Raw genomic sequence first — 19,244 nt, 5'->3', positions numbered from 1 at the left:
TCCACGAGGGAGGACAGATGAGCATCGACGACACCGACGCGACGCCCGTCGCCGGAGAGCCGGACGACGCGGCCGAATCACCGCAGGATGAGGCGCCTGCGTCCGCTGACCCCGCCGAGGTGAGCGAACCTCCGTCGGGTGACGACGAGCGTCCGACCGACGAGGTACCCACCGTCGGCGCCGACGAGCTACCGCGGGCCGAGGACGACACCGTCACCTGGGCCCACGCGGAACCGTCGTGGACCTCGACCGCCGAGCCGATCACGAGCTTCGGATCGACCCAGCCCACCCGCACCAAGCCACGCCGGCGCCCCGGCGTCGTCGTCGGCACCGCCGCGGTGCTCGCTGCCCTCGTCGCGGCGGGCACGAGCTACGCCGTGGTCCGCCTCACCGGACAGTCGAGCGGCGGCTCGCGCACACCGATCGTCATCCGCCAGGTCAAGGCGCAGCCCGCCGCACTCAGCGGCCAAGGCGGGCTGAACATCCCCGCGATCCTCGCCAAGGTCGAGCCTGCCGTCGTGGACATCACCGCCACCGGCACGACGAGCAACGGCTTCGGCGTGAGCCAGTTCGAAGACGCCGGGACCGGGATGATCATCTCGTCGAACGGTCTCGTGCTCACGAACAACCACGTGGTGGCCGGGGCGAGCAACGTGCGCGTCACGCTCTACGGTCAGTCGAGCTCGCGCCCGGCGAAGATCATCGGCACCGATCCGGCTCACGACGTGGCGCTGCTCCAGATCGAGGGCGCATCGAACCTCCCGACCGTCACGTTCGGCGACTCGTCCGCGCTGGTGGTCGGTGACCCAGTGGTCGCGATCGGCAACGCCCTGGCGCTCCAAGGCACGCCAACGGTGACCCAAGGCATCGTGTCGGCCCTCAACCGCACGATCACCGCGACGGACAGCCTCGGGACCACCGAGACCATCAGCGGCATGATCCAGACCGACGCCCCCATCAGCTCCGGCAACTCGGGCGGCCCGCTCGTGGACGCCCAAGGGGACGTGGTCGGGATGAACACGGCGGTCATCGCCTCGAGCGGTCAGACCTCGGCGCAGAACCTGGGCTTTGCCGAGTCGATCAACTCGGTGCTGCCCATCGTGAAGACCATCGAACAGAACCCGACCGCCTACACCGGTTCCTCGACGTCACCGTCGACCACGACGGCGGGATCCGGAGCATTCCTCGGCGTCGGGATACAGACACTCACGCCCACGCTCGACTCACAGCTCGGCTTGCCGACCTCGCAGACCGGCGTGCTCGTCGAGTACGTCTATCCCGGCTCCGGCGCGGCCAACGCAGGCATCCAGCCAGGTGACGTGATCACCGCGGTCGATGGACAGGCCGTCACCTCCGCGAACGCACTCGCCACGGCGATCCACGCCAAGTCGCCGGGGCAACAGATCACGTTGTCGATCGTGACCCAGAGCGGGGCCCAGCAATCCCTGACGGCGACGCTCGGCACCTCGCCGGCGGCCTGATGCACGGCCCCTGGTAAGGACCTACACTCAACACGACAGCGAGGTGGGCAGATGGACAGTTTGCGCAAGCCAGCGAAGGGCGTTCGCGTGCTCGTGGTCGACGATGAGCTGCCCATCACCGAGCTCCTGCAGATGGCGCTCACCTTCGAAGGCTATGACGTGAGCGTCGCTTCGTCCGGCCGCGAGGCTCTCGACGTACTCCGGACCGTGAAGCCAGACCTGCTCATCCTCGACGTCATGATGCCAGGGATGGATGGCTTCACCCTGCTCCGTCGTCTGCGAGAAGAGCGCAACGACGTCCCCGTGCTCCTGCTCACCGCGAAGGACGCCGTCGAGGACCGCGTCCAGGGCCTCCAGCTCGGCTCGGACGACTACGTCACGAAGCCCTTCTCGTTGGCAGAGCTCGTGGCGCGCGTCGAGGCGATCCTGCGACGCTCCGGCCAGGGGACGGGTGCGCCCACTCGGATCGTCGTCGGCGACCTCGTCCTCGACGAGGATGCCCACCAGGTGCTGCGAGCGGGACACGAGATCGAGCTCACGGCGACCGAGTTCAAGCTGCTGCGCTACCTCATGCTGAACGCGAACAAGGTGGTCTCCAAGGCGCAGATCCTCGACCACGTCTGGCAGTACGACTTCGGCGGCGACGCAAACATCGTGGAGACCTACATCTCGTATCTGCGCAAGAAGCTCGACGGCTACGGTCCACCGATGATCAAGACCGTCCGCGGCGTCGGCTACTCCCTCCGTGCGGCGGAGTCGGCGTAGCGACCACGGGGGCCGCCAACGGACCCTGCGGCTCCGTCTGCTCGCGATCACCCTCGCGACCCTCGTGGTCGGCGTTGCGGTCATCGATCTCGCGACCATCACCGCGCTGCACGCGTTCCTGATCAACCGCATCGACACGACCCTCGAGGAGTCGATCGCCCCCGCAGCGGCCGAGGTGGTCCTGCACCCGAACGGGAACCAAGACCTGCATCTCAGCCTGCCGTTCGGATCGTGGGGAACCTTCGTCTACGCCAACGGCTCGACCATCACCACCCCACTCAGCCCCACCCTCTACGTGGGGCAGCAGGCACCGCCACTCACGCGCTTCAGCAACGGACGGGCCGAGCTCGCCGTGCCCGTCGGACGACCAGTGTCGCTGCACGACCCCTTGAGCGACATCACCTATCGCGTCCTCGCGGCCCAGATCCCCGAGTTCGGCGGCACGATGGTCGTCGCAGAACCGCTCACCAGCGTGCAGGACACCGTCGGCCGCCTCGCGCTCGCCGAGCTGCTCGTATCGCTCGGCGTGACCATCACGCTCGGCATCGTGGGCTGGGCATCCATCCAACTGGGGCTCAGCCCGCTCGAGCGGATGCGCCGCAGTGCCCAGGCCATCAGCGCGGGCGACACCCAGGCTCGCGTCGACGAATCCGGTCCGGCCGAGGTCGAGGCGCTCGCTCGAGCGCTCAACACCATGCTCGGACGGCTCCAGAGCGCCTATGCCACCTCGGAGACCTCCAGGGAGCGACTGCGCCAGTTCATCGCCGACGTGAGTCACGAGCTGCGCACGCCCCTCGCCTCGATCCAGGGTTACCTGGAGCTCGTCGATCGCTCGGGCTACGACCCGGAGATCGCGCAGATGGCGGTGCAGCGCTCGCTCGAGCAGAGTCAGCGCATGCGCAGCCTCGTCGAGGATCTCCTGTCACTCGCGCGCATGGACCAGTCCCTCCCGCTCGAGTTGGCGCCCGTCGACGTCGGCAGTCTCGTCCGCCATGCCGTCGAGGACGCCAACGTGGTCGACGATCGCCGTCCGACCACCGTGGACGCCCCCGACGGCTTGCTCGTCCTCGCCGACCACAACCGGCTCACCCAAGTCGTCACGAACCTGCTCGCCAACGTACGAACCCACACACCACCCGGCACGACCGTCCACGTCACGGTCGAGGCCTTGGCGCGCAGCGCTCCTCTGCCCCCTGGGGCCATCACGCCCACGGAGGTGAGCGATCTCTTCGGCGGGATTGACCCGACGGTCGCGATGCTCGAGTGGGACGAGAAGGTCCGCGTCAGCGTCGCCGATAGCGGACCAGGACTCACACCAGCGGTTGCCCAGCACGTCTTCGAGCGCTTCTACCGCGCGGAGGAGTCACGCTCACGCGCGAGCGGCGGGGCCGGCCTCGGACTCGCACTCGTCGCTGCGATCGTGCATGCACACGGTGGAACGGCCTGGGTCCGTTCCGACGGCCTGGGGCGAGGCACGACGTTCGGTTTCGATCTGCCACGCCTCGATCTCGAGGACTCGATCGAAGCGCCGTCCACGCCACCCGCCGAGGGTACCGAGCAGACGACCACCGGCGAGCTCCGCCGCATCCTCGACAACCTGCGCCGACCCCGTCACCCGTCGCGCACCAGTGATGCTCCCACCTCCCAGTCGTCTGTCTGACCGGGTTGGCCCCACACCCTCATCGTCCACTCAGATCCCCTCATCGCCCGCGTCGCGCGCAAAAGGCCTATAGGCTCAGCATCGATGGCGGACGACCGCGAGCACCGCTGCTCGGACGCCGAACGAGAGGCAGCCGCGGAGCGCCTTCGTCAGGCGCTCGCCGCCGGCGAGCTCGACGTCGACGAGGCCGCCGAGCGCATCGAGGGCGCCTACGCCGCGCGTAGGCAGAGTGAGCTCGCTCGACTCCTCGCCGACCTCCGGCCGCTCGAGCTGCCCGCGCCACACGAGCCCGGGGTTGGCATCGGCTTCAATGCGTTCGGATCGGGAGTTCTCCAGCTCAAGCGATCCGTCAACGTGATCGTGAACGCGATGGGCCGACTTCGAGTGGAGTTCCCTGCCACCAATCCCCCGCCCCGACGCGTAGTCATCGTCAACCTGTTCGGAACCACCAAGCTCGTCGTCGCGGCCCATGATCGGCTCGCGCTCACCGGCGTCACCATCGTCGGCTCGCGCTTGCGTCGACGGCACCGTGAACCCATGCACGACGGCCGAGCCCTCTCGGCCACGGTCGTCACGGCGTTCGGATCGGTACGCGTCGTACGCGGTCGATGACGCACCGCGCCGCCGACGTAACTTCGCCCGACAGCGCCCACCCTTCCTCCGCACTCAGGCATAGCTCAGCCCCGCCTCGCCGATGGCCCCGAAGGGGCGTGGGCTTCCTGGCCCATTGGGAATCCGATTCAATCAGTCCAGTCGTACGCCGCCGATGCGATGGCCCTGCAGCCAAGTGGCGTCCCGGCTCCCCTCACTCGCGCCCGGACCAGACGTGCCACGTGCCCAGCACGCGTGCACGACACCATCGGAGCGTATCTCTTGCCCGTGCACTCCTGAGGATCGCTCACACCCCGCCCGTCATCGCGCTCGCCGCCCGAGTCCACTTCCCACGATGCGAGGACTACCCATGGTGGGTTCCGACAGCGACAGACATCTCGCTACGGCCCCCACGCGAGTGCTCGGCCCCCACCGGTTGGTGGGGTCTGATCCACCTCCGGTTGGGAGCCTGGCCCACCGTCGGGAAGGCGGGAGCTACTGACCGCCCCGGCGCTCGCGCTCTCGGCGGCTCGAGACTTTGACCGGTTCCCATTGCCGAGTCCAGCCCCTCTGTGGCTGTAACTCATGCTTCTCTCGCCAGGCCTTTGCGAACTGCGCGGGACTGACCCAGCCATGCGCACTCTGAGGCCTGGTCCAGTTGTCGTCGTTCCTCCAGTCTTGGCCTGAGCACTGTGGCCTCGAGCAGGCTGTCGAAGCGGTTTGGGTTCAGGTGCCCATCGCGCATCCTCCCGTTGAAGCTTTCGATCCAGGCGTTCTGCCACGGCGAGCCTGGGTCGATGACAACGGTCCCCGTCTGCGTTGTAGCTGCACCAGTCCGCCACTGCCTCGCGCCACGAACTCGCAGTCCGTGGTCCAAGGACAGAGGCTGGTACTCCCCGCGCAAGCGCGATCTGGTCCACACAGCGAACGACGCCATCAGCACAGATGGCCCGTGCCACCTAGGTGGCAAGGGCCTCTCGGATGAACTCGTCGATGACGTCGAGGAGCTTTGGCTCCTTGGCGTCGCTCGTCTGATCGAACTGAAAGTCACAGGCCAGACACGACGTGAGGCTTGATCGGGCCCATGGCGCCTCCTGCGACGCCAAGACCGCGGAGCGGCTGCTTGCGGCGCTTGCATCGGCACCTTGAGCGCCTCGCTGCAACCCACAGGCGATGGATGCGCTTGTTGTTGACGCGGCCAGCCGACTGCTCGTGCCTCGGCAGCTCACGCGTCGCCAGCCTCGAGCGGGGACACGAACCGCGAAGTCCAAGGAGCCAGGCCCGCACGTGCCAGCTCCTCCCTGTGTTCATCCACCACGACAGCCGCTTCGCCTCGGAAGAGGGGACAATCGGGTGGGGCGTTTGGCAGCGGGCTTCAAGCGGAGGTCGGGCTGGTAGCGTCGGTAGAGCCATACTCGTCAAAGAACGAGGAATCGAGCGCAATCTCAAGGTCGACGCGCTCCCGGACGTCCACGCCGAGCCGGTAGTCACGGAGGAGGTCGCAGAGCCGATCCCCGTCGATCAGCTCGACAGGGGGTGCTCCGTCACGGCTGGCCTCGTTCTGAGCGTCCTTGGTGAAAGAGCCGGTCGTGATCAGGAGACCCTTCTCTCCACGGCCTGCCATGGCACCCCGAAAGTCTCGGACCGCACCTGCCGTCACGGTTCCTTTATAGCGCTTGCACTGGAAGTAGACGGGAAACGAGACGAGGGAAAGTCGGTACACACCGACACCGTCGATGCCTCCGTCCCCGCTCTTGCCGAGAACCGTTACGTTCACAAATCCGGCCTCACGAAGCAGTCGCTGAGCGAGTCGTTCGAAGCCGTCCGGCGGGATGAGGAGGAGCCGATCGATAAGTTGATTCTTCCAGGTCTCCGGCTCCTCATCACCAGTTTCTACGGCTGCGCTGTTCAAAGCCTGCTTCTGTCTTGCCCGACGCTGCACCTCGTCTCGATACGCCTTCGTATCGGTCCTCATCTGGTCCAGCGTGATCGTCCGGCCCTTGTCGGTCAACGACCAGACACCACGAGAGCTGTTCTCGATCGCGCCGATTCCCTTCAGGTGGGTTCTCGCCCAATGGAGGCGGTACTCGATCTCAGACATACGACCATCCTTGGTCGATTCAGCCTGCTGGTCCTCGGAGAAATGCTCGTTTTCGACGACCCGGTCGTAGATTTCCCTGACCGTGGCAGACCCGCCCAGCTCCCTGAGAGCAGTCAGCACTGGCCACATCAGCTCGTGATACTGCGGGATGTTCGTAGCTGCCATGAGCCAATCCTAGGGTAGGAAACTGAGTGGCGTCCCACCAAGTGGTGTCATATCCGGCCGGCCCGCACTCCAGGAGGGCGGGCCCCCGAGCGATCTCTGGTGTGTCAGTTAGCAGCTAGCCAGAAGAGGCACCCTGGGCCTCCCCCCTTTGCTTGACAGTCTGAAGTTACGCCACAGCCACCTCCTCGCCCCCCAGGAGAGCTCGTACTTCACGGGCGGCACGTACCCGAGGCTCGGAATGCACTCCGACCGTGTTGGAGGGTGGATCCAGGGAGCGACGCCAGAGCGAGCTGGGCTGCCCCCCATTTGCTTGACAGTCTGAATTTAGGCCACGGCCGCCTCCTCCCGGGCCCAGGTGAGCTCGTACTCGATTGGCGGTCCGTACCCGAGGCTCGAGTGCAGCCGGACGGTGTTGTAGCGGTGGATCCGGGCTGCGATGGCTGAGCGGGCCTCGGCGAGGTTCGCGAAGCGGTAGCGAGCCACCAGCTCGCGCTTCAAACTCCCGAAGAACGCCTCCGCCACGGCGTTGTCGTACCAGGTAGCGACCCTGCCCACCGACTGGCGAAGCCCGAGCGTGGTGCACAGCTGGCGAACCTTCCGGGAGAGGTACTGATTGGCGCGATCGCTGTGGAAGATGGCCCCAGCAAGGCTCCCCCGAGTCGAAAGGGCTCCCTCGATCGCCTCGACCACCTGTTCTCCTGGCATGCGACGCTCGAGTGACCAACCGACGACGCGCCTCGAGCCAAGGTCGAGTACCGAGGCGAGATAGCAGAACCCCTCGTTGTAGGCACCGGCCTTCTTTTGACCCGATATCACCAGTCAGAACTGACCCACCCGCGACACAACTATAGGGGATAGCTCCCCAGATCGTGGTGTTCGGCATCACCTCCTTTCGCCATGGCCTCGGCCGCCTGGGACAGCAGCCCACCGGGTAGCCGTTGCTTGGTGCGGTCCTTCAAGCGGTAGCTCTCACCGCGGATGTTCAGGACCGTGGCGTGGTGGAGCAGGCGGTCCAAGATGGCGGTTGCGAGCACCGGGTCCCCCACCAGGCTGCCCCACTCCCCGAAGCCCTTGTTCGAGGTGCAGATGATGCTCCCGGTCTCGTAGCGAGCCGAGATCACCTCGAAGAAGACCCCTGCTGCCCCGTGCGAGAGCGTCCGGTGCCGATCTCATCGATGACGAGCACCTTGGGGGCGAGGTATTTGCGCAAGCGCCTCGGGCTCACCATGCCCTCGAGGTCTGCCACCATACGGGCCATGGTGGCGAAGTAGACGGAGTGCCCGGCCTCGAGCGCCGACAGGGCGAGTCCCACCGCAAGGTGAGTCTTGCCCACCCCAGGGGGTCCGAGGAGCACCACGCCCGCAGCGTTCACCACGAAGGCGCGAGGAGGCGAGCTCGTTGACGAGGGAGCGGTCCACCCCGGTGGCGAAGTCGAAGTCGAACTCGCCAAGGCCCTTGCGATGGGGCAGGCCCGCCAGCCTGAGACGAGTCTCGTAGCTACGGTGGCGACGCTCGTCGCGCTCGGCACCGAGCAGCGTGATCAGGAAGTCCGCGTACGAGGCCTCGCGTTGGGTGGCTGCCTCGATGGTCGAAGCGAGCAGCTCGGCGCTGCGGGCAAGGCCGAGCTCGCCAAGGAGTGCTTCGGCGACCTCAAGCATGGACAAGCGCCTCATAGGCATCGAGCGAGCGCACCTCGACATCGACCTCGGCGAGTTGGCGAGCTCGGGGGCCTCGGAGTGCGAGCGCAGGTTCTGAGGCAGCGATCCCCTGGTACTGCTGGGGCAGGTAGACCACTGTGCGGGTCTTGAACCCGAGCGGGTGGGTGGCGATCACCTTCCCGGTTGCGTCAGTGATCTCGAGAGTGCGACCTCGGGGCAGCACCCACACCGTGCGCTTGACATAGGCGATCGGCACCCCGTAGTTGATGCCACCGAAGGAGACGAGGCCGTCCAAGCTCACCCGTCTCGGACGGCGCACAAAGGCATCGAGCTCGGTGCGTGGCGGCAGGGGACGCAAGGCATCACGCTCGGCGCGGTCGAAGACCTCCATCGGCGTGGTACCGAGGCTCGGATGCAGCCGGTGGTCACGCTCGAGGCTCCACCGACGGGCCTGGTCGTTCAAGTCCGCGAGGTCGACGAACTGGCGGGCTGGCGAGATGTGCTCCTTGGCGTAGCGGATGGAGCGCTCCACCTTGCCCTTGGTCTTGAGGTCGGCGGACCCGACACAGCGAGATCGAGATGCCGAGGTAGCGAGCGAGGTCAAGGAGCTCGAGGGTGGTACTCGTAGCCGCTCTCGCCATCCCCGCCGAGCACGACGGTCTTTGCGTGGTCGGTGAGCACCACTTCGTGAGCCCTCCGAAGTGGCAGAAGGCCTCCAGCAGTGCACCGATGAACCCGTCGCTGTCGGCGCTCGGGGCAAACGTGGCGCAGTGCGCCTCGAGTGCCCGAGGGTGGCCACGAGCCCTGGGATGCGCCGCTCCTCGCCTCGGGCGTCCACGTAGGAGAAGATCCCCCGCTCCACCTGGAGCTGGTGGCCAGGCGGGGTCTCGTAGCGGCGGATGGGCACCGGCCTCGGGGGTGCCATATGGCGGATGGTGTGCACAGAGTCGCGCACGATGGTGACCTTGCCCTCATAGCCCAGCTTGGCGATCCGTTCCATGATGGCCGGGGCCGAGGTGAGCCCCTCGGCCACCAGCCGGTCGATCTTGCGCCTTGGAGGGGTCCAGCTTGGAGCCCCGTCGGGGGCGGGTGACTTTCCTCGTGCCTGCGCCGTCTGGCAGGTAGCGACGTAGGAGTGTTCCGGGAGTGGCCCGTGCGCCGTGAGATCTCGCGGTAGCTGAGCCCCTCTGCCTGCAGTTCGAATAGCCTCATCAACGACCTGCCCTTCAGCATCGGGCTGCCCCCTTCTTGACTTCTTGAGGGCAACCTACTCTGGAGGGTGGGTCACTATCGTTCCGGTGTTCTAGGGTCAGTTAACGCCCGGTGCCTACACTCGTCGCTTCTGACGCAGGTGATGTCGCTCACGTACCGGCGCGCTGGCTCGCGAGGGGCGAAGTCCTGACAGACGAGATCTGGGAGCGGCGTGTCTTCCCCACGCCTCGTGGTACGCACGAAGCGCCGGGGTGGGCACGCTGCCATCCCCAGCTCGCGCATCATGCGCTCCACCCGCTTATGGTTCACGCAGAACCCGCGTCGTCGCAGCTCGTGGGTGATGCGAGGGCTGCCGTAGGTGCCGTCGCTTGCCTGCCAGATGGTGCGAAGTTCGCTGACGAGCACCAGGTGCTCTGGGTCAGGGCCTCGGTTGTTGCGGTGTCGCCAGGCGTAGTAGGCCTGGCGGGAGACCCTCGCTACTCGGCACGCCGCCGTTACCGGGACGCCCTCGGCCTCCTGGTTGGCAATCCAGTGGTAGCGGCTCACTGGTTGCCCTCCTTCACCCAGAAGGCCATCGCTCGTTTGAGCAGCTCACGTTCCATGGTGAGCTGCTTGACCTGCCGACGCAGCCGGGTCAGCTCCTCGCGCTCGGCGCTCGTGAGACCTTCGCGCTCGCCGCGGTCGATGCGTTCCTGACGGACCCAGTTGCCAAGGGTCTGTTCGTTGAAGGCGAGCTCGCGGGCGACGTCGGCGATGGTTCGCCGCTGATCGAGGACCAACGCTGCGGCGTCCTTACGGAACTGGCTCGGGTAGCGACCTCGTCGACGACGAACTGGCCCGTCGCCCGGTGGTGGGTTCGGTGTCTGGCTCATCCCTTCCTCCTATAGCAGGTGTCAACCTGGAGGGGGGAAGGCCATAGCGCGCCCGGGGCTCTCCAAGGGCGGCGCAGGCTGCGCGTACCCCGACAGTTGGCGCCAGTTCGCCGATGGCTTCGTCGATCACGTGGTCTCGCCGTGGGTCGCGGGCGCGCTGTCGGTGGCGAGGTGCTCCAGGCGCGCGGAGAGTTTTCCCTGGACCTCGATCACCTTGCGGGCCTTGGCGAGGTCGGCCTCGAGGCGCTCGGCGCGGCGCCTCGAGGCGTGCGATCTCCTGGTCGCGGGGATCAGCGGGTTGGCGTCCTGGTGGGCGTGCGAGTGCTTCCTCGATGGCACGGTCTCAGTTGGCGTCGCCACTCGGTGATGAGTGAGGAGTACAAGCCCTCTCTCCGGAGCAGGGCTCCCTTCTCGGCCTTTGCAAGCGTGTCATACTCGGCAAGGATCCGTGCCTTGTAGGCCGCGGAGAAGCGTCTTGGTCCTCGAGCTCGCTCCGGGACCTCAGGGTCTGGGTCAGGGGTGGGGGGCATGGCTCCAGTCTGGTGCGTGCTCGCGGTCTCGTCGGTCGTCATGGTCCTCAGGATCTCCTTGGTCAGCCGCCCTCTCGATACAACAATGGGGTCGGGAGAGTGGTCTCACTCAAGATTGACACAGAGGGAAGCCTCCCCGGCAGCGCTCCCGACCCAGGACGACGAGGTCATCGACTCCCTTGCCACGACACTCCCAGCGGCTCGCGCCATGGTCGCCGAGGCCACAGAGGAGGTCGCGCACCGTCCCGAGAGCTTCCCGGGGAGCTCCTCGGGCACGATCTGGTCACGAACCCGCTCTGGTCGGGCCCATCATGAGATCGAGCGGCGCACCAACGTCGTCGGGGTCTTCGGCAACGACGCAGCTCTCGGGCGCCTCGTCACCGCTATCGTGCTCGGCCAACACGGGAAATGGGGCGCTTTCGAGCAACACGACCTGTCAGAGGAGTCCATGGTCGAGCTCGAAACTGCCACGCGCGACGACAGACGGCGGGCACCTCGAAGACGTCTCGGCCCCTCCGCGCTGCTCGCGTGCTGGCCTCGCCCGCCGAGGAGGAGCCAGCCGTCGTGAGCTGAGGCCAGCCAGGGAGTGAGTTGACACCACTCGGCGGGACGTGATCCAACCTGATCTCCAGGTCAGGGTCGCCCCGCGACTCCTCCGTGAGACCGATGGTCCGGTCTTGACCTACGCGCTGAAGGGCGCTGATGGGACGAGGATCCTCGTCCCTCGACAACGAGCAGCGCGACCTGATCCTGAGCGGCTACGCACTCGTTTCGAGGAGTTCCCTCACCACCAACTGAGTAACGTCGCCTCCGATCTGCCGTCTCTGCGCGCACTCGACGAGGACTCCCTGGTGACGAGATCCCGAAGGCCGACCGCCGCCATGACGATGAGGGTGGCTCGGACCCACGAGCAGCTCAGCTCGACCGTTGCTCACAGGCTCGCCGGTTCCCGCCGCGGAGATGCACCAAGTTCGCGCGTCGAGCAACCGTTCCGACACTCCGCCTCCAGCGGAGCGTTGACCACCCTCACAACTCTTGGCCCTGCTCGCCCTCGACGACGGCGATGGCTTCGCGAGCCGTCGCACCTTCGACCACGGCATGGATCCCCGGGAGGTAGCGATCAGTCGTCACGGCTCCTGCGATCACCAGGTGGTCGACCAGTGCCTCGGTCAAGGCAGCGCCCTCGACATCGATCGCCGTCTTGAAACGGACCTCGCCGTCATCGAGATCAAACTCGAAGTTGCCGATGACCAGGCCGTAGTTGGCCCGAGTGAGATACAACGCCACCTCGGCTCGGCGGTCGAACGGGATGCGAAAGGGCAGTATGGCGTGAACGAGCACCTGCTGCTCGTCCTCTCGAACCGTGAGGTATGACTGCCACTGCCCATGTTCACCATGAACTTCGATGGCATAGGTGGCGTCGGCCACCTGTTGAACACCCCAAGGCCGATTGACAAGATACGCCGCGACGACGTCGCCAAGCTGCGAACGACTCATTCGGTCACCAGAGACCCTCGTTCCGACCGGGCCTAAGACGGTACCTGAGAATGCGAGAGCACGTTCCAGAGCTGTTCGGCATTCCAGATCTTTGGTTCATCCCACGATGACACGAACTTGAACTCCACCTTGGAGAGATCAATCCGCTGCGATCGTAGCTCTTCAAGCACTTGGAGACATTGTTCAATGCCGGGACGATAGTGCCCGCTTTCGTTGCTCAAGAACTTCAGTTCGCCGTTCTTGACTTGCAGCTCCCCTGCGCCTGCGACCTGGCCTCCTCCGATTAGCGAGGAGTGGTGGAAAAGACCGACCTTCTGGTTTCCAGCATAGAACTTCCCCTGCTGGTCCATGACGTAGATGGCATAACCACTGCCGAGGAACTGACTCCGCTCTGCTGTGGTGTCATACGGAGTGGTCGATGTTCCTCGCGTGATGGTTGAGCCGAAATGCAGCTCGTACTGATAGCGCTCGTTCGGCTGCACAGCAGTCACGACGGGGGTCTCTTCCTTCTTGTACTGCTTCGTCGGATCCTTGAGGAACTTACCATATTTCTTGCAATCATCCTCGGTCCAACCAAAGGCATGCATGAGGACACCCTCGACCGTGGTGTCGGGGAACTCTCCACGCTGCAACCCCGACTCGACAAACTTCATGACCCGTTTCATGGATTCGCTGACCGAAGTGAACTCGTTTTCAAATTCGGAGCGACGGGACTTGAGTTTGAGATAGCCCTGGGTCGTCTTCAGCGACTTGGGCACCCGAGCGCCGGAGCCAGACCCTGTAACCTCGAGTGCCTGCGTGACCGATGGACCCTGTGCCATTGGAGCCGTCGTGGGTGCGGGCAGGCTTCCAGGCGACCGAGCGTACGGATCGCTTCGCCGGCCAGAACCAAGGACGCTCAGCTTCGCAGGCACGTGCGATCGGAATCCCCACTGCCAGGAATTGCTCGCAGGTCCGGACACCGGACTCGGCGACTTCGAATTGGCGTATGGATCCGGCGACTTCGAGTCCCGCTGGCCGATCAACGGCGTCGTACGCGGTCCAAAGGGGCGATTGCCCTGGCTCCAGGGCGACGTCGGCCCGACTGGTGCGTTGCCGGGGCCCTGGAGTTCGGTGCCGGTCCCAACGGTGCCCGGCGTCTTGGCGTATGGATCCGGCTCTGGAGAAGACTGCCCTTTCGTAACGTCGGGCACACCGTCATCCACCACGACCGTGACCGGTGCCGTGAAATCGATGGGCTTCTTGTGAGCAAGCGCATCGAGGCGTTGGGTGAGCAACTGCTCGACGGCCTCGTTGCCCACCGAACGCTGCAGCCGGACGAGTTCGTCCGGGGTGAGGACCGAAGGAGGAGCAAACCGCAACACACGCGGCACCGACCGGGTTGGGCGCGCCTGATTCCCCTTGGTCTGGGAGGTCGCTTGATCGACTGTGAGCACGACGCCTCCGAATGGCTCTCCGGCCGATTGTACCACCGGCCTTCGATGCGCATCGTCCTCGATCCTCACGACGGCGCCGCTGCCCAGCTGTCGCGCCCCCGTGCCCACAGCCGACAACGGCGCAGGCCATCTGAGTTCGGGCCGCGACTGCGAGCCGGCGTACGCTTCAGGCATCGCGATGCGCTCACACGACCCTCAGCCGGCGAACCTCACGGCGAGACCTTGAATCTGGCGAGGCACGGTCGAGCGGCTCGTGCACGTCGCGACACGACGACGATCGTTGCCCCAGCGCCCGGATGCGCGTGCGACGAGCCTCCGATGGCTCCCCGAGAAGCCTCGCAGACCAAACACCGACCACGGCCCCCGAAGCTCCCAAATGCGACGAGCTACGAAAGAGCAGACATGTCGGCGAGCGATGCCCGCGCGCCCCGGGACGCCGCCATGGAACGACCTCGAGGCGAACTCGGCTACGACCCCGCCAACCAGCGCGCGCTCGCGGCAGCGACGACGACCTAGCCGACCGCCCCGTCCATCTGGAGCTCGATGAGCCGCGACCACTCCACGGCATACTCCATCGGCAGGGTTCGCGTCACCGGCTCGATGAAGCCGTTCACGATCATGCTCATCGCCTGCGACTCCGACAGACCCCGGCTCATCAGATAGAACAGCTGGTCGTCGCTGACCTTGGAGATCGTTGCCTCATGACCGATCCACGACGCGCGCTCGGCGACCTCCATGTAGGGCTTGGTCTCCGACACCGAATGGTCGTCGAGCAACAGCGCGTCGCAACGCACGAAGCTCCGCGCGCCCTCGGCGCCATCGTCGACGTGGACGAGTCCGCGATAGGTCGCATTGCCCCCGTCCTTCGAGATCGACTTCGACACGATGGTCGACGTGGTCTCCGGAGCAGCATGGATCATCTTCGCGCCCGTGTCCTGGTGTTGGCCGGCACCGGCGTAGGCCACCGACAGCACCTCACCGGACGCCTTCGGACCCACGAGATACACCGACGGGTACTTCATCGTGAGCCTCGAGCCGATGTTGCCGTCGATCCACTCGACTCGAGCCTCGGCCTCTGCTCGAGCACGCTTCGTCACCAAGTTGTAGACGTTGGACGACCAGTTCTGGATGGTCGTGTAGGTGATGCGCGCACCGGGCTTGGCGATGAGCTCGACCACGGCCGAGTGCAGAGAGTCGCTCGAGTAGACCGGCGCCGAACACCCCTCGATGTAGTGGACCTGCGCGCCCTCGTCCGCGATGATCAGGGTCCGCTCGAACTGCCCCATGTTCTCGGCGTTGATGCGGAAGTACGCCTGGAGGGGCATGTCGACCTTGACCCCTGGCGGCACGTAGATGAACGAACCCCCCGACCACACCGCTGAGTTGAGCGCAGCGAACTTGTTGTCGTTCGGAGGAATCACGGTGCCGAAGTACTGGCGCACGAGGTCGGGGTACTCGCGCACGGCCGAGTCCATGTCGGTGAAGATGACCCCTTGCTGGGCGAGCTCCTCGCGGTTGCGGTGGTAGACGACCTCGGACTCGTACTGGGCGGTGACGCCGGCGAGGTACTTCCGCTCAGCCTCAGGGATGCCGAGGCGGTCCCAGGTTCGCTTGATGGTCTCAGGGAGTGCCTCCCACTGGTCCACCTGGCGATCGGTCGGCTTGATGTAGTAGTAGATGTCATCGAAGTCGAGGTCGGGCATGTTCACCGCGAACCACGGCGCCATCGGCCGACGGAAGAAGTAGTCGAGCGAGCGGAGGCGGAATCGGCGCATCCACTCGGGTTCGCCCTTGATGCGCGACATCTCCTCGACGATCTCGCGGCTCAAGCCCTTGCGGGGCTTGAAGACATAGGCCTCTTCGTCAGACCAGCCGAGCTTGTAGCGATCGAGGGCCAGGTCAACCTTCGCCATCGGGCCTCCCTATTTGCACTACCTCGGTAGTCTATATCGCCCCGAACGGCCCGAGCCAACGGCGCTCCCTACACTCGCGTCCATGCGCACGATGCTCGATGCCCTCACGAGGGACCTCGCTCCTCTCGGTGCTCCCGACCCCGAACCACACACGCTCCGAGGGCGGGCGGGCACACGGATCGACCCCTACTGGTATCTGCGCTCGATCGACGACCCGCGCACCCAGCACATGATCGCCTCGGCTCGCACCAGCTTCGCAGCACTCGCAGAACGCCTGGCGCCCGCCGCAACACGCATCGAGGCGACGATCCGCTCACGCGTGGTCGAACCCGACGAGAGCTACCCCGTCCGTCGCGGGTCATGGCGCTACCTCAGCCGGATCGAACCGGACCTCGACTATCCGGTGCACTACCGCGAGCCCGTCGCAGGCGGACCACGCGAGCTCGTCCTCGACGAGAACGCCTGGGCCGACGGTCACGCCTACTTCGCACTCGCCGGACTCCTGATCGGCGACGACGAGCACACCGTCGTCGTCGGCGTCGACACCGACGGCTCCGAGCAGCTCCGCCTCGTCGTCGGCCGGCTGGAGGCCGGCATCATCACTCGAGCCGAGGAGATCTTTCCGGCCGGCTACGGCTTCGTCCTCTCCAACGACTCGCGAACGCTCCTCTACACGCGCCCCGACGAGACCCTGCGCCCCGCGTCCGTGTGGGCACACCGCATCGGCAGCGACCCGTCCGACGACATCCTCGTGCTCGAAGAACCCGATGCCCACTACTTCCTCGACGTGGGACGGACGAAGGATCGCGCCTTCTTGACCATCCAGGCCGAATCCAAGCGCACGAGCCAATGGTGGCTCCTCGACGCCACCGACCCACTCGCGACCCCCCCTCGGCCCTTCGCACCGCGCGAGGAGGGTCGACTCTACCAGCTCGACCACGGCCCGGACGGGTTCTACCTCATCGAGAGCCGCGACGACGCCGAGTTCCGTCTCTTCCGCACCGCCGACCCCGAGCAACCCCTCACCGAGGTCGACCTACTCGAGGACGGCGAGATCCTGGAGGGGTTCGAGATCACCCGCCACGGCCTTGCGATCCAGACGCGACGCCGCGCCTCGCTCGTCGTGTCGTTCCTCCCCTGGGGAGCGCCAGCGAGCGAACGTCGCCTCCTCGTCGATCCCGAGCAGCCCTCGACCGCAGCGCTGGTCGGCAACCTCGACCTCGACGACGACGAGGTTCGCTTCGAGACGGTCTCGCTCGTCGAGCCCGCCACCATCTGGTCCTACATGCCGACCACCGAGACGACGACGCAGCGCTGGCGCCAGCGCGTCGGTGGCGACGTCGACCTCGACGACTACGAGACGAGACGGCTGTGGCTCCCCGCCGACGACGGCGTCCTCGTCCCGGTCACGATCGCTCGCCGCCGGAGCGCACCTGCGCCGGGACCCGTGCTCGTCTACGCCTACGGCGCCTACGAGGAGGCCATCGACCCGACCTTCTCGATCTCGCGCCTCTCACTCTTGGACGCGGGCATCACGTTCGCCATCGCTCACGTGCGAGGCGGCGGCGAACTCGGCCGATCGTGGTACGACGCCGGTCGGCTCGAGCGCAAGGAACGGACCGTGCGCGACCTGCTCGACGTCGTGGCAGGCCTCGTTGCGGAGGGCATCGCCGATCCCTCCGCGATCGCCATTCGTGGTGCCAGTGCGGGCGGCATCACCGTCGGTGCGGCCCTCAATCGGGCGCCAGAGCGCTTCGCGGCCGCCGTCCTCGAGGTCCCCTTCGTCGACTGCCTGACGACGATGTCCGACCCCTCACTGCCGCTCACCGTGACGGAGTGGGAGGAGTGGGGCAATCCGCTCGAATCCGACGTCATCGCCGAGACGATGGCGCGATGGAGCCCCTACGACAACCTGCACGAAGGGACCTACCCGCCGATCCTCGTCACGACCGGGCTGAACGACGTGCGCGTCGGCTTCTTCGAACCACTCAAGTACGTAGCCAAGCTCCGGTTGGTCAATCCCGAGGCACGGGTGTGGATCCGTGTCGACGACGAACAAGGTCACCTCGGGCCCACGAAGCGCAAGGACGCCTGGCACGACGAGGCCCAGGTCCTTGCCTTCGTGCAAGCGGCGCTGACCCCAGCGACCGACTAACGCACCGGCTGGAACAGCAGGTCGAACGGACCCGGCGGTGCGCTGAAGTGCACCGGATGGCCGTTCACGCTCACCGACAGCACGCCCGAGTTGCCGGTGCGGAGCCACAGCGGTCCACCGCTCCAGGAGATCGTGTAGCTGCCACCCGCCGGCAAGGTCGCGTCCCAGAGCACCTGACCACCGGGAGCCTGGGCGTCCTCGACCCAGCAGGGTGCGCTCGACACCTGCAGAACGACGGTGTGGGCACCGCCGACCACGTTGTAGGTCGCGCCGGTACTGCTGGAGCTCACCAGCGCGACCGCCGGCCCAGCGCTCGCCGAACCCTTGGCCTTCTTCGCCGACGACGTCGTCTTCGACGTCGTCGAGGTCTTCTTCGACGCCGACGTCGTCGAGGTCTTCGCGTTCGACGACTGCTTCGTGGTCGAGGGCGCCGACGAGGTCGGGCTCGAGGCGGACTGCGACGTCGGTGCTGCCGCATGGTGGCTCGAGAGTTCGAAGGCGACGAGACCGATCGCGATCGCCGCGATTCCCGCACCACCGATCACGGCCGGGAGCCGAGTACGCCGATGGAGCTGGTAGACCCGGTGCTCGCGCACAGCGTCGTCACCGCGGTGCGATCGATCGTCGGCGGCCACGGCGGCCGATGGGCCCACCGCCGAGAGCAGTTCGGTTCGGTCCTCGGGCGCTCGATCGGGCGTGATCGCCGCCATCGCCGTGGTCCGATCGGCCACGGCCCGATCGATCGGCCTCGTCGCCGGTGGCGGGGCCTGCTCGACCGCCTCGTCCTCCGTGGATGCGGCCACGGCAGCATCCTTCGTCGGTTCCTCGTCACCGGGCGCCTGAGCGGATGTCTCGGCGCTGGCGCCACTCGCCAGGTAGTCCGCCTCGATGCGGATCATGTCCGGGTCGGTGAGGTCGGCGAGCCGACCGAGGTCGAGCCGCACCGGGGGCGCGTCGTCCGATCCGGCGGCGACTCGACGTTGCTCGCTCTTGGGCAAGCCGACGCGATGGTCGGCTTGCACACCGCGCTCCTTGGCGAAGCGCTCGAGCGTGTCGAGCGCTCGCTGATGGTGATCGACCGTGCGCACCTCGCGCGTACGTCCTCGAAGCGAGACGATGGCCACGACGCCGACCACCACGAAGAGCGCGACGATCACGATCGCTGCATTCATAGAGCTCCTTGCGTGCACCGTGCGTGCAACTGTGCC

General features: G+C 66.3%; 18 protein-coding genes and 1 pseudogene. 6 read left to right on the top strand and 13 right to left on the bottom strand.

Going from position 1 to position 19,244, the window contains the following annotated elements; genetic code table 11:
• Window positions 1-17 precede the first annotated feature (17 nt).
• The 4 genes from AFER_RS02850 (at window position 18) to AFER_RS02835 (ending at window position 4,518) form a co-directional block, all read left to right on the top strand.
• Window positions 18-1,481: a S1C family serine protease gene (locus tag AFER_RS02850; RefSeq protein ID WP_015798008.1), complete on the top strand. Its 1,464-nt coding sequence runs from the start codon at window positions 18-20 to the stop codon at window positions 1,479-1,481.
• 51 nt (window positions 1,482-1,532) lie between these two features.
• Window positions 1,533-2,246: a response regulator transcription factor gene (locus tag AFER_RS02845; protein ID WP_015798007.1), complete on the top strand. Its 714-nt coding sequence runs from the start codon at window positions 1,533-1,535 to the stop codon at window positions 2,244-2,246.
• Entirely contained in the window at window positions 2,227-3,906 is a 1,680-nt protein-coding gene (locus AFER_RS02840) for a sensor histidine kinase (protein ID WP_015798006.1), read from the top strand. Before AFER_RS02845 ends, AFER_RS02840 begins: the two co-directional genes overlap by 20 nt.
• Window positions 3,907-3,990: 84 nt before the next feature.
• Complete coding sequence (locus AFER_RS02835) at window positions 3,991-4,518, top strand: DUF1707 SHOCT-like domain-containing protein (protein ID WP_015798005.1); 528 nt, start codon at window positions 3,991-3,993, stop codon at window positions 4,516-4,518.
• Window positions 4,519-5,080: 562 nt separating this feature from the next.
• Here the strand turns inward: AFER_RS02835 and AFER_RS12860 are convergent.
• From AFER_RS12860 to AFER_RS12240, 9 genes and pseudogenes are all read right to left on the bottom strand, one after another.
• Complete coding sequence (locus tag AFER_RS12860) at window positions 5,081-5,434, bottom strand: integrase core domain-containing protein (protein ID WP_425358536.1); 354 nt, start codon at window positions 5,432-5,434, stop codon at window positions 5,081-5,083.
• Window positions 5,435-5,456: 22 nt separating this feature from the next.
• Window positions 5,457-5,603 carry a hypothetical protein gene (locus AFER_RS12245; protein ID WP_171788938.1) on the bottom strand — a complete coding sequence of 49 codons (147 nt, stop codon included), beginning with the start codon at window positions 5,601-5,603 and terminating at the stop codon, window positions 5,457-5,459.
• A 269-nt stretch (window positions 5,604-5,872) separates the two neighbouring features.
• Window positions 5,873-6,763, bottom strand: coding sequence for a restriction endonuclease (locus AFER_RS02825; protein ID WP_015798004.1), 891 nt, complete (start codon window positions 6,761-6,763; stop codon window positions 5,873-5,875).
• A gap of 324 nt (window positions 6,764-7,087) precedes the next feature.
• Window positions 7,088-7,579 carry an IS3 family transposase gene (locus AFER_RS02820; protein ID WP_049755254.1) on the bottom strand — a complete coding sequence of 164 codons (492 nt, stop codon included), beginning with the start codon at window positions 7,577-7,579 and terminating at the stop codon, window positions 7,088-7,090.
• Window positions 7,580-7,608: 29 nt separating this feature from the next.
• Window positions 7,609-8,421: pseudogene (gene istB / locus AFER_RS12855) on the bottom strand (IS21-like element helper ATPase IstB).
• The gene (locus tag AFER_RS11905) at window positions 8,414-8,953 is read right to left on the bottom strand and encodes a Mu transposase domain-containing protein (protein ID WP_143711918.1); all 540 of its coding nucleotides are present in this window, start codon (window positions 8,951-8,953) and stop codon (window positions 8,414-8,416) included. The pseudogene istB and the gene AFER_RS11905 overlap by 8 nt, the downstream one beginning before the upstream one ends.
• Before the next feature lie 755 nt (window positions 8,954-9,708).
• Window positions 9,709-10,038, bottom strand: coding sequence for an IS3 family transposase (locus AFER_RS12850; protein ID WP_425358540.1), 330 nt, complete (start codon window positions 10,036-10,038; stop codon window positions 9,709-9,711).
• Window positions 10,039-10,175: 137 nt separating this feature from the next.
• Window positions 10,176-10,505, bottom strand: coding sequence for a transposase (locus AFER_RS02800; protein ID WP_015798003.1), 330 nt, complete (start codon window positions 10,503-10,505; stop codon window positions 10,176-10,178).
• A gap of 126 nt (window positions 10,506-10,631) precedes the next feature.
• Window positions 10,632-10,844, bottom strand: coding sequence for a hypothetical protein (locus tag AFER_RS12240; protein WP_171788919.1), 213 nt, complete (start codon window positions 10,842-10,844; stop codon window positions 10,632-10,634).
• Between the two features lie 306 nt (window positions 10,845-11,150).
• Here AFER_RS12240 and AFER_RS02790 point away from each other — a divergent pair, with 306 nt between their 5' ends.
• Window positions 11,151-11,603, top strand: coding sequence for a transposase (locus AFER_RS02790; protein WP_041661640.1), 453 nt, complete (start codon window positions 11,151-11,153; stop codon window positions 11,601-11,603).
• Between the two features lie 458 nt (window positions 11,604-12,061).
• Here AFER_RS02790 and AFER_RS02785 read toward each other — a convergent pair whose 3' ends face one another.
• The 3 genes from AFER_RS02785 to sufB form a co-directional block, all read right to left on the bottom strand.
• Entirely contained in the window at window positions 12,062-12,532 is a 471-nt protein-coding gene (locus AFER_RS02785; RefSeq protein WP_015798001.1) for a YbjN domain-containing protein, read from the bottom strand.
• Between the two features lie 32 nt (window positions 12,533-12,564).
• Window positions 12,565-13,968 (bottom strand): IQM protein middle domain-containing protein, encoded by a 1,404-nt coding sequence (locus tag AFER_RS11900; protein WP_015798000.1) that lies wholly within the window; start codon window positions 13,966-13,968, stop codon window positions 12,565-12,567.
• 512 nt (window positions 13,969-14,480) lie between these two features.
• On the bottom strand, window positions 14,481-15,881 hold the full coding sequence (sufB, locus tag AFER_RS02770) for a Fe-S cluster assembly protein SufB (protein ID WP_015797999.1): 1,401 nt from the start codon (window positions 15,879-15,881) through the stop codon (window positions 14,481-14,483).
• A gap of 82 nt (window positions 15,882-15,963) precedes the next feature.
• Between sufB and AFER_RS02765 the strand changes: the two genes are divergently transcribed.
• A complete protein-coding gene (locus tag AFER_RS02765) occupies window positions 15,964-18,036 on the top strand; it encodes a S9 family peptidase (protein ID WP_015797998.1) in 2,073 nt (690 codons plus the stop codon).
• Here the strand turns inward: AFER_RS02765 and AFER_RS02760 are convergent.
• The gene (locus AFER_RS02760; RefSeq protein WP_015797997.1) at window positions 18,033-19,208 is read right to left on the bottom strand and encodes a DUF4115 domain-containing protein; all 1,176 of its coding nucleotides are present in this window, start codon (window positions 19,206-19,208) and stop codon (window positions 18,033-18,035) included. The genes AFER_RS02765 and AFER_RS02760 overlap by 4 nt on opposite strands.
• Window positions 19,209-19,244 lie beyond the last annotated feature (36 nt).

This window comes from Acidimicrobium ferrooxidans DSM 10331, assembly GCF_000023265.1.
GTDB lineage: Bacteria > Actinomycetota > Acidimicrobiia > Acidimicrobiales > Acidimicrobiaceae > Acidimicrobium > Acidimicrobium ferrooxidans.
The sequence above is the reverse complement of the archived record's forward strand: the minus strand, read 5'-3'. Positions and strand labels throughout refer to the sequence as shown.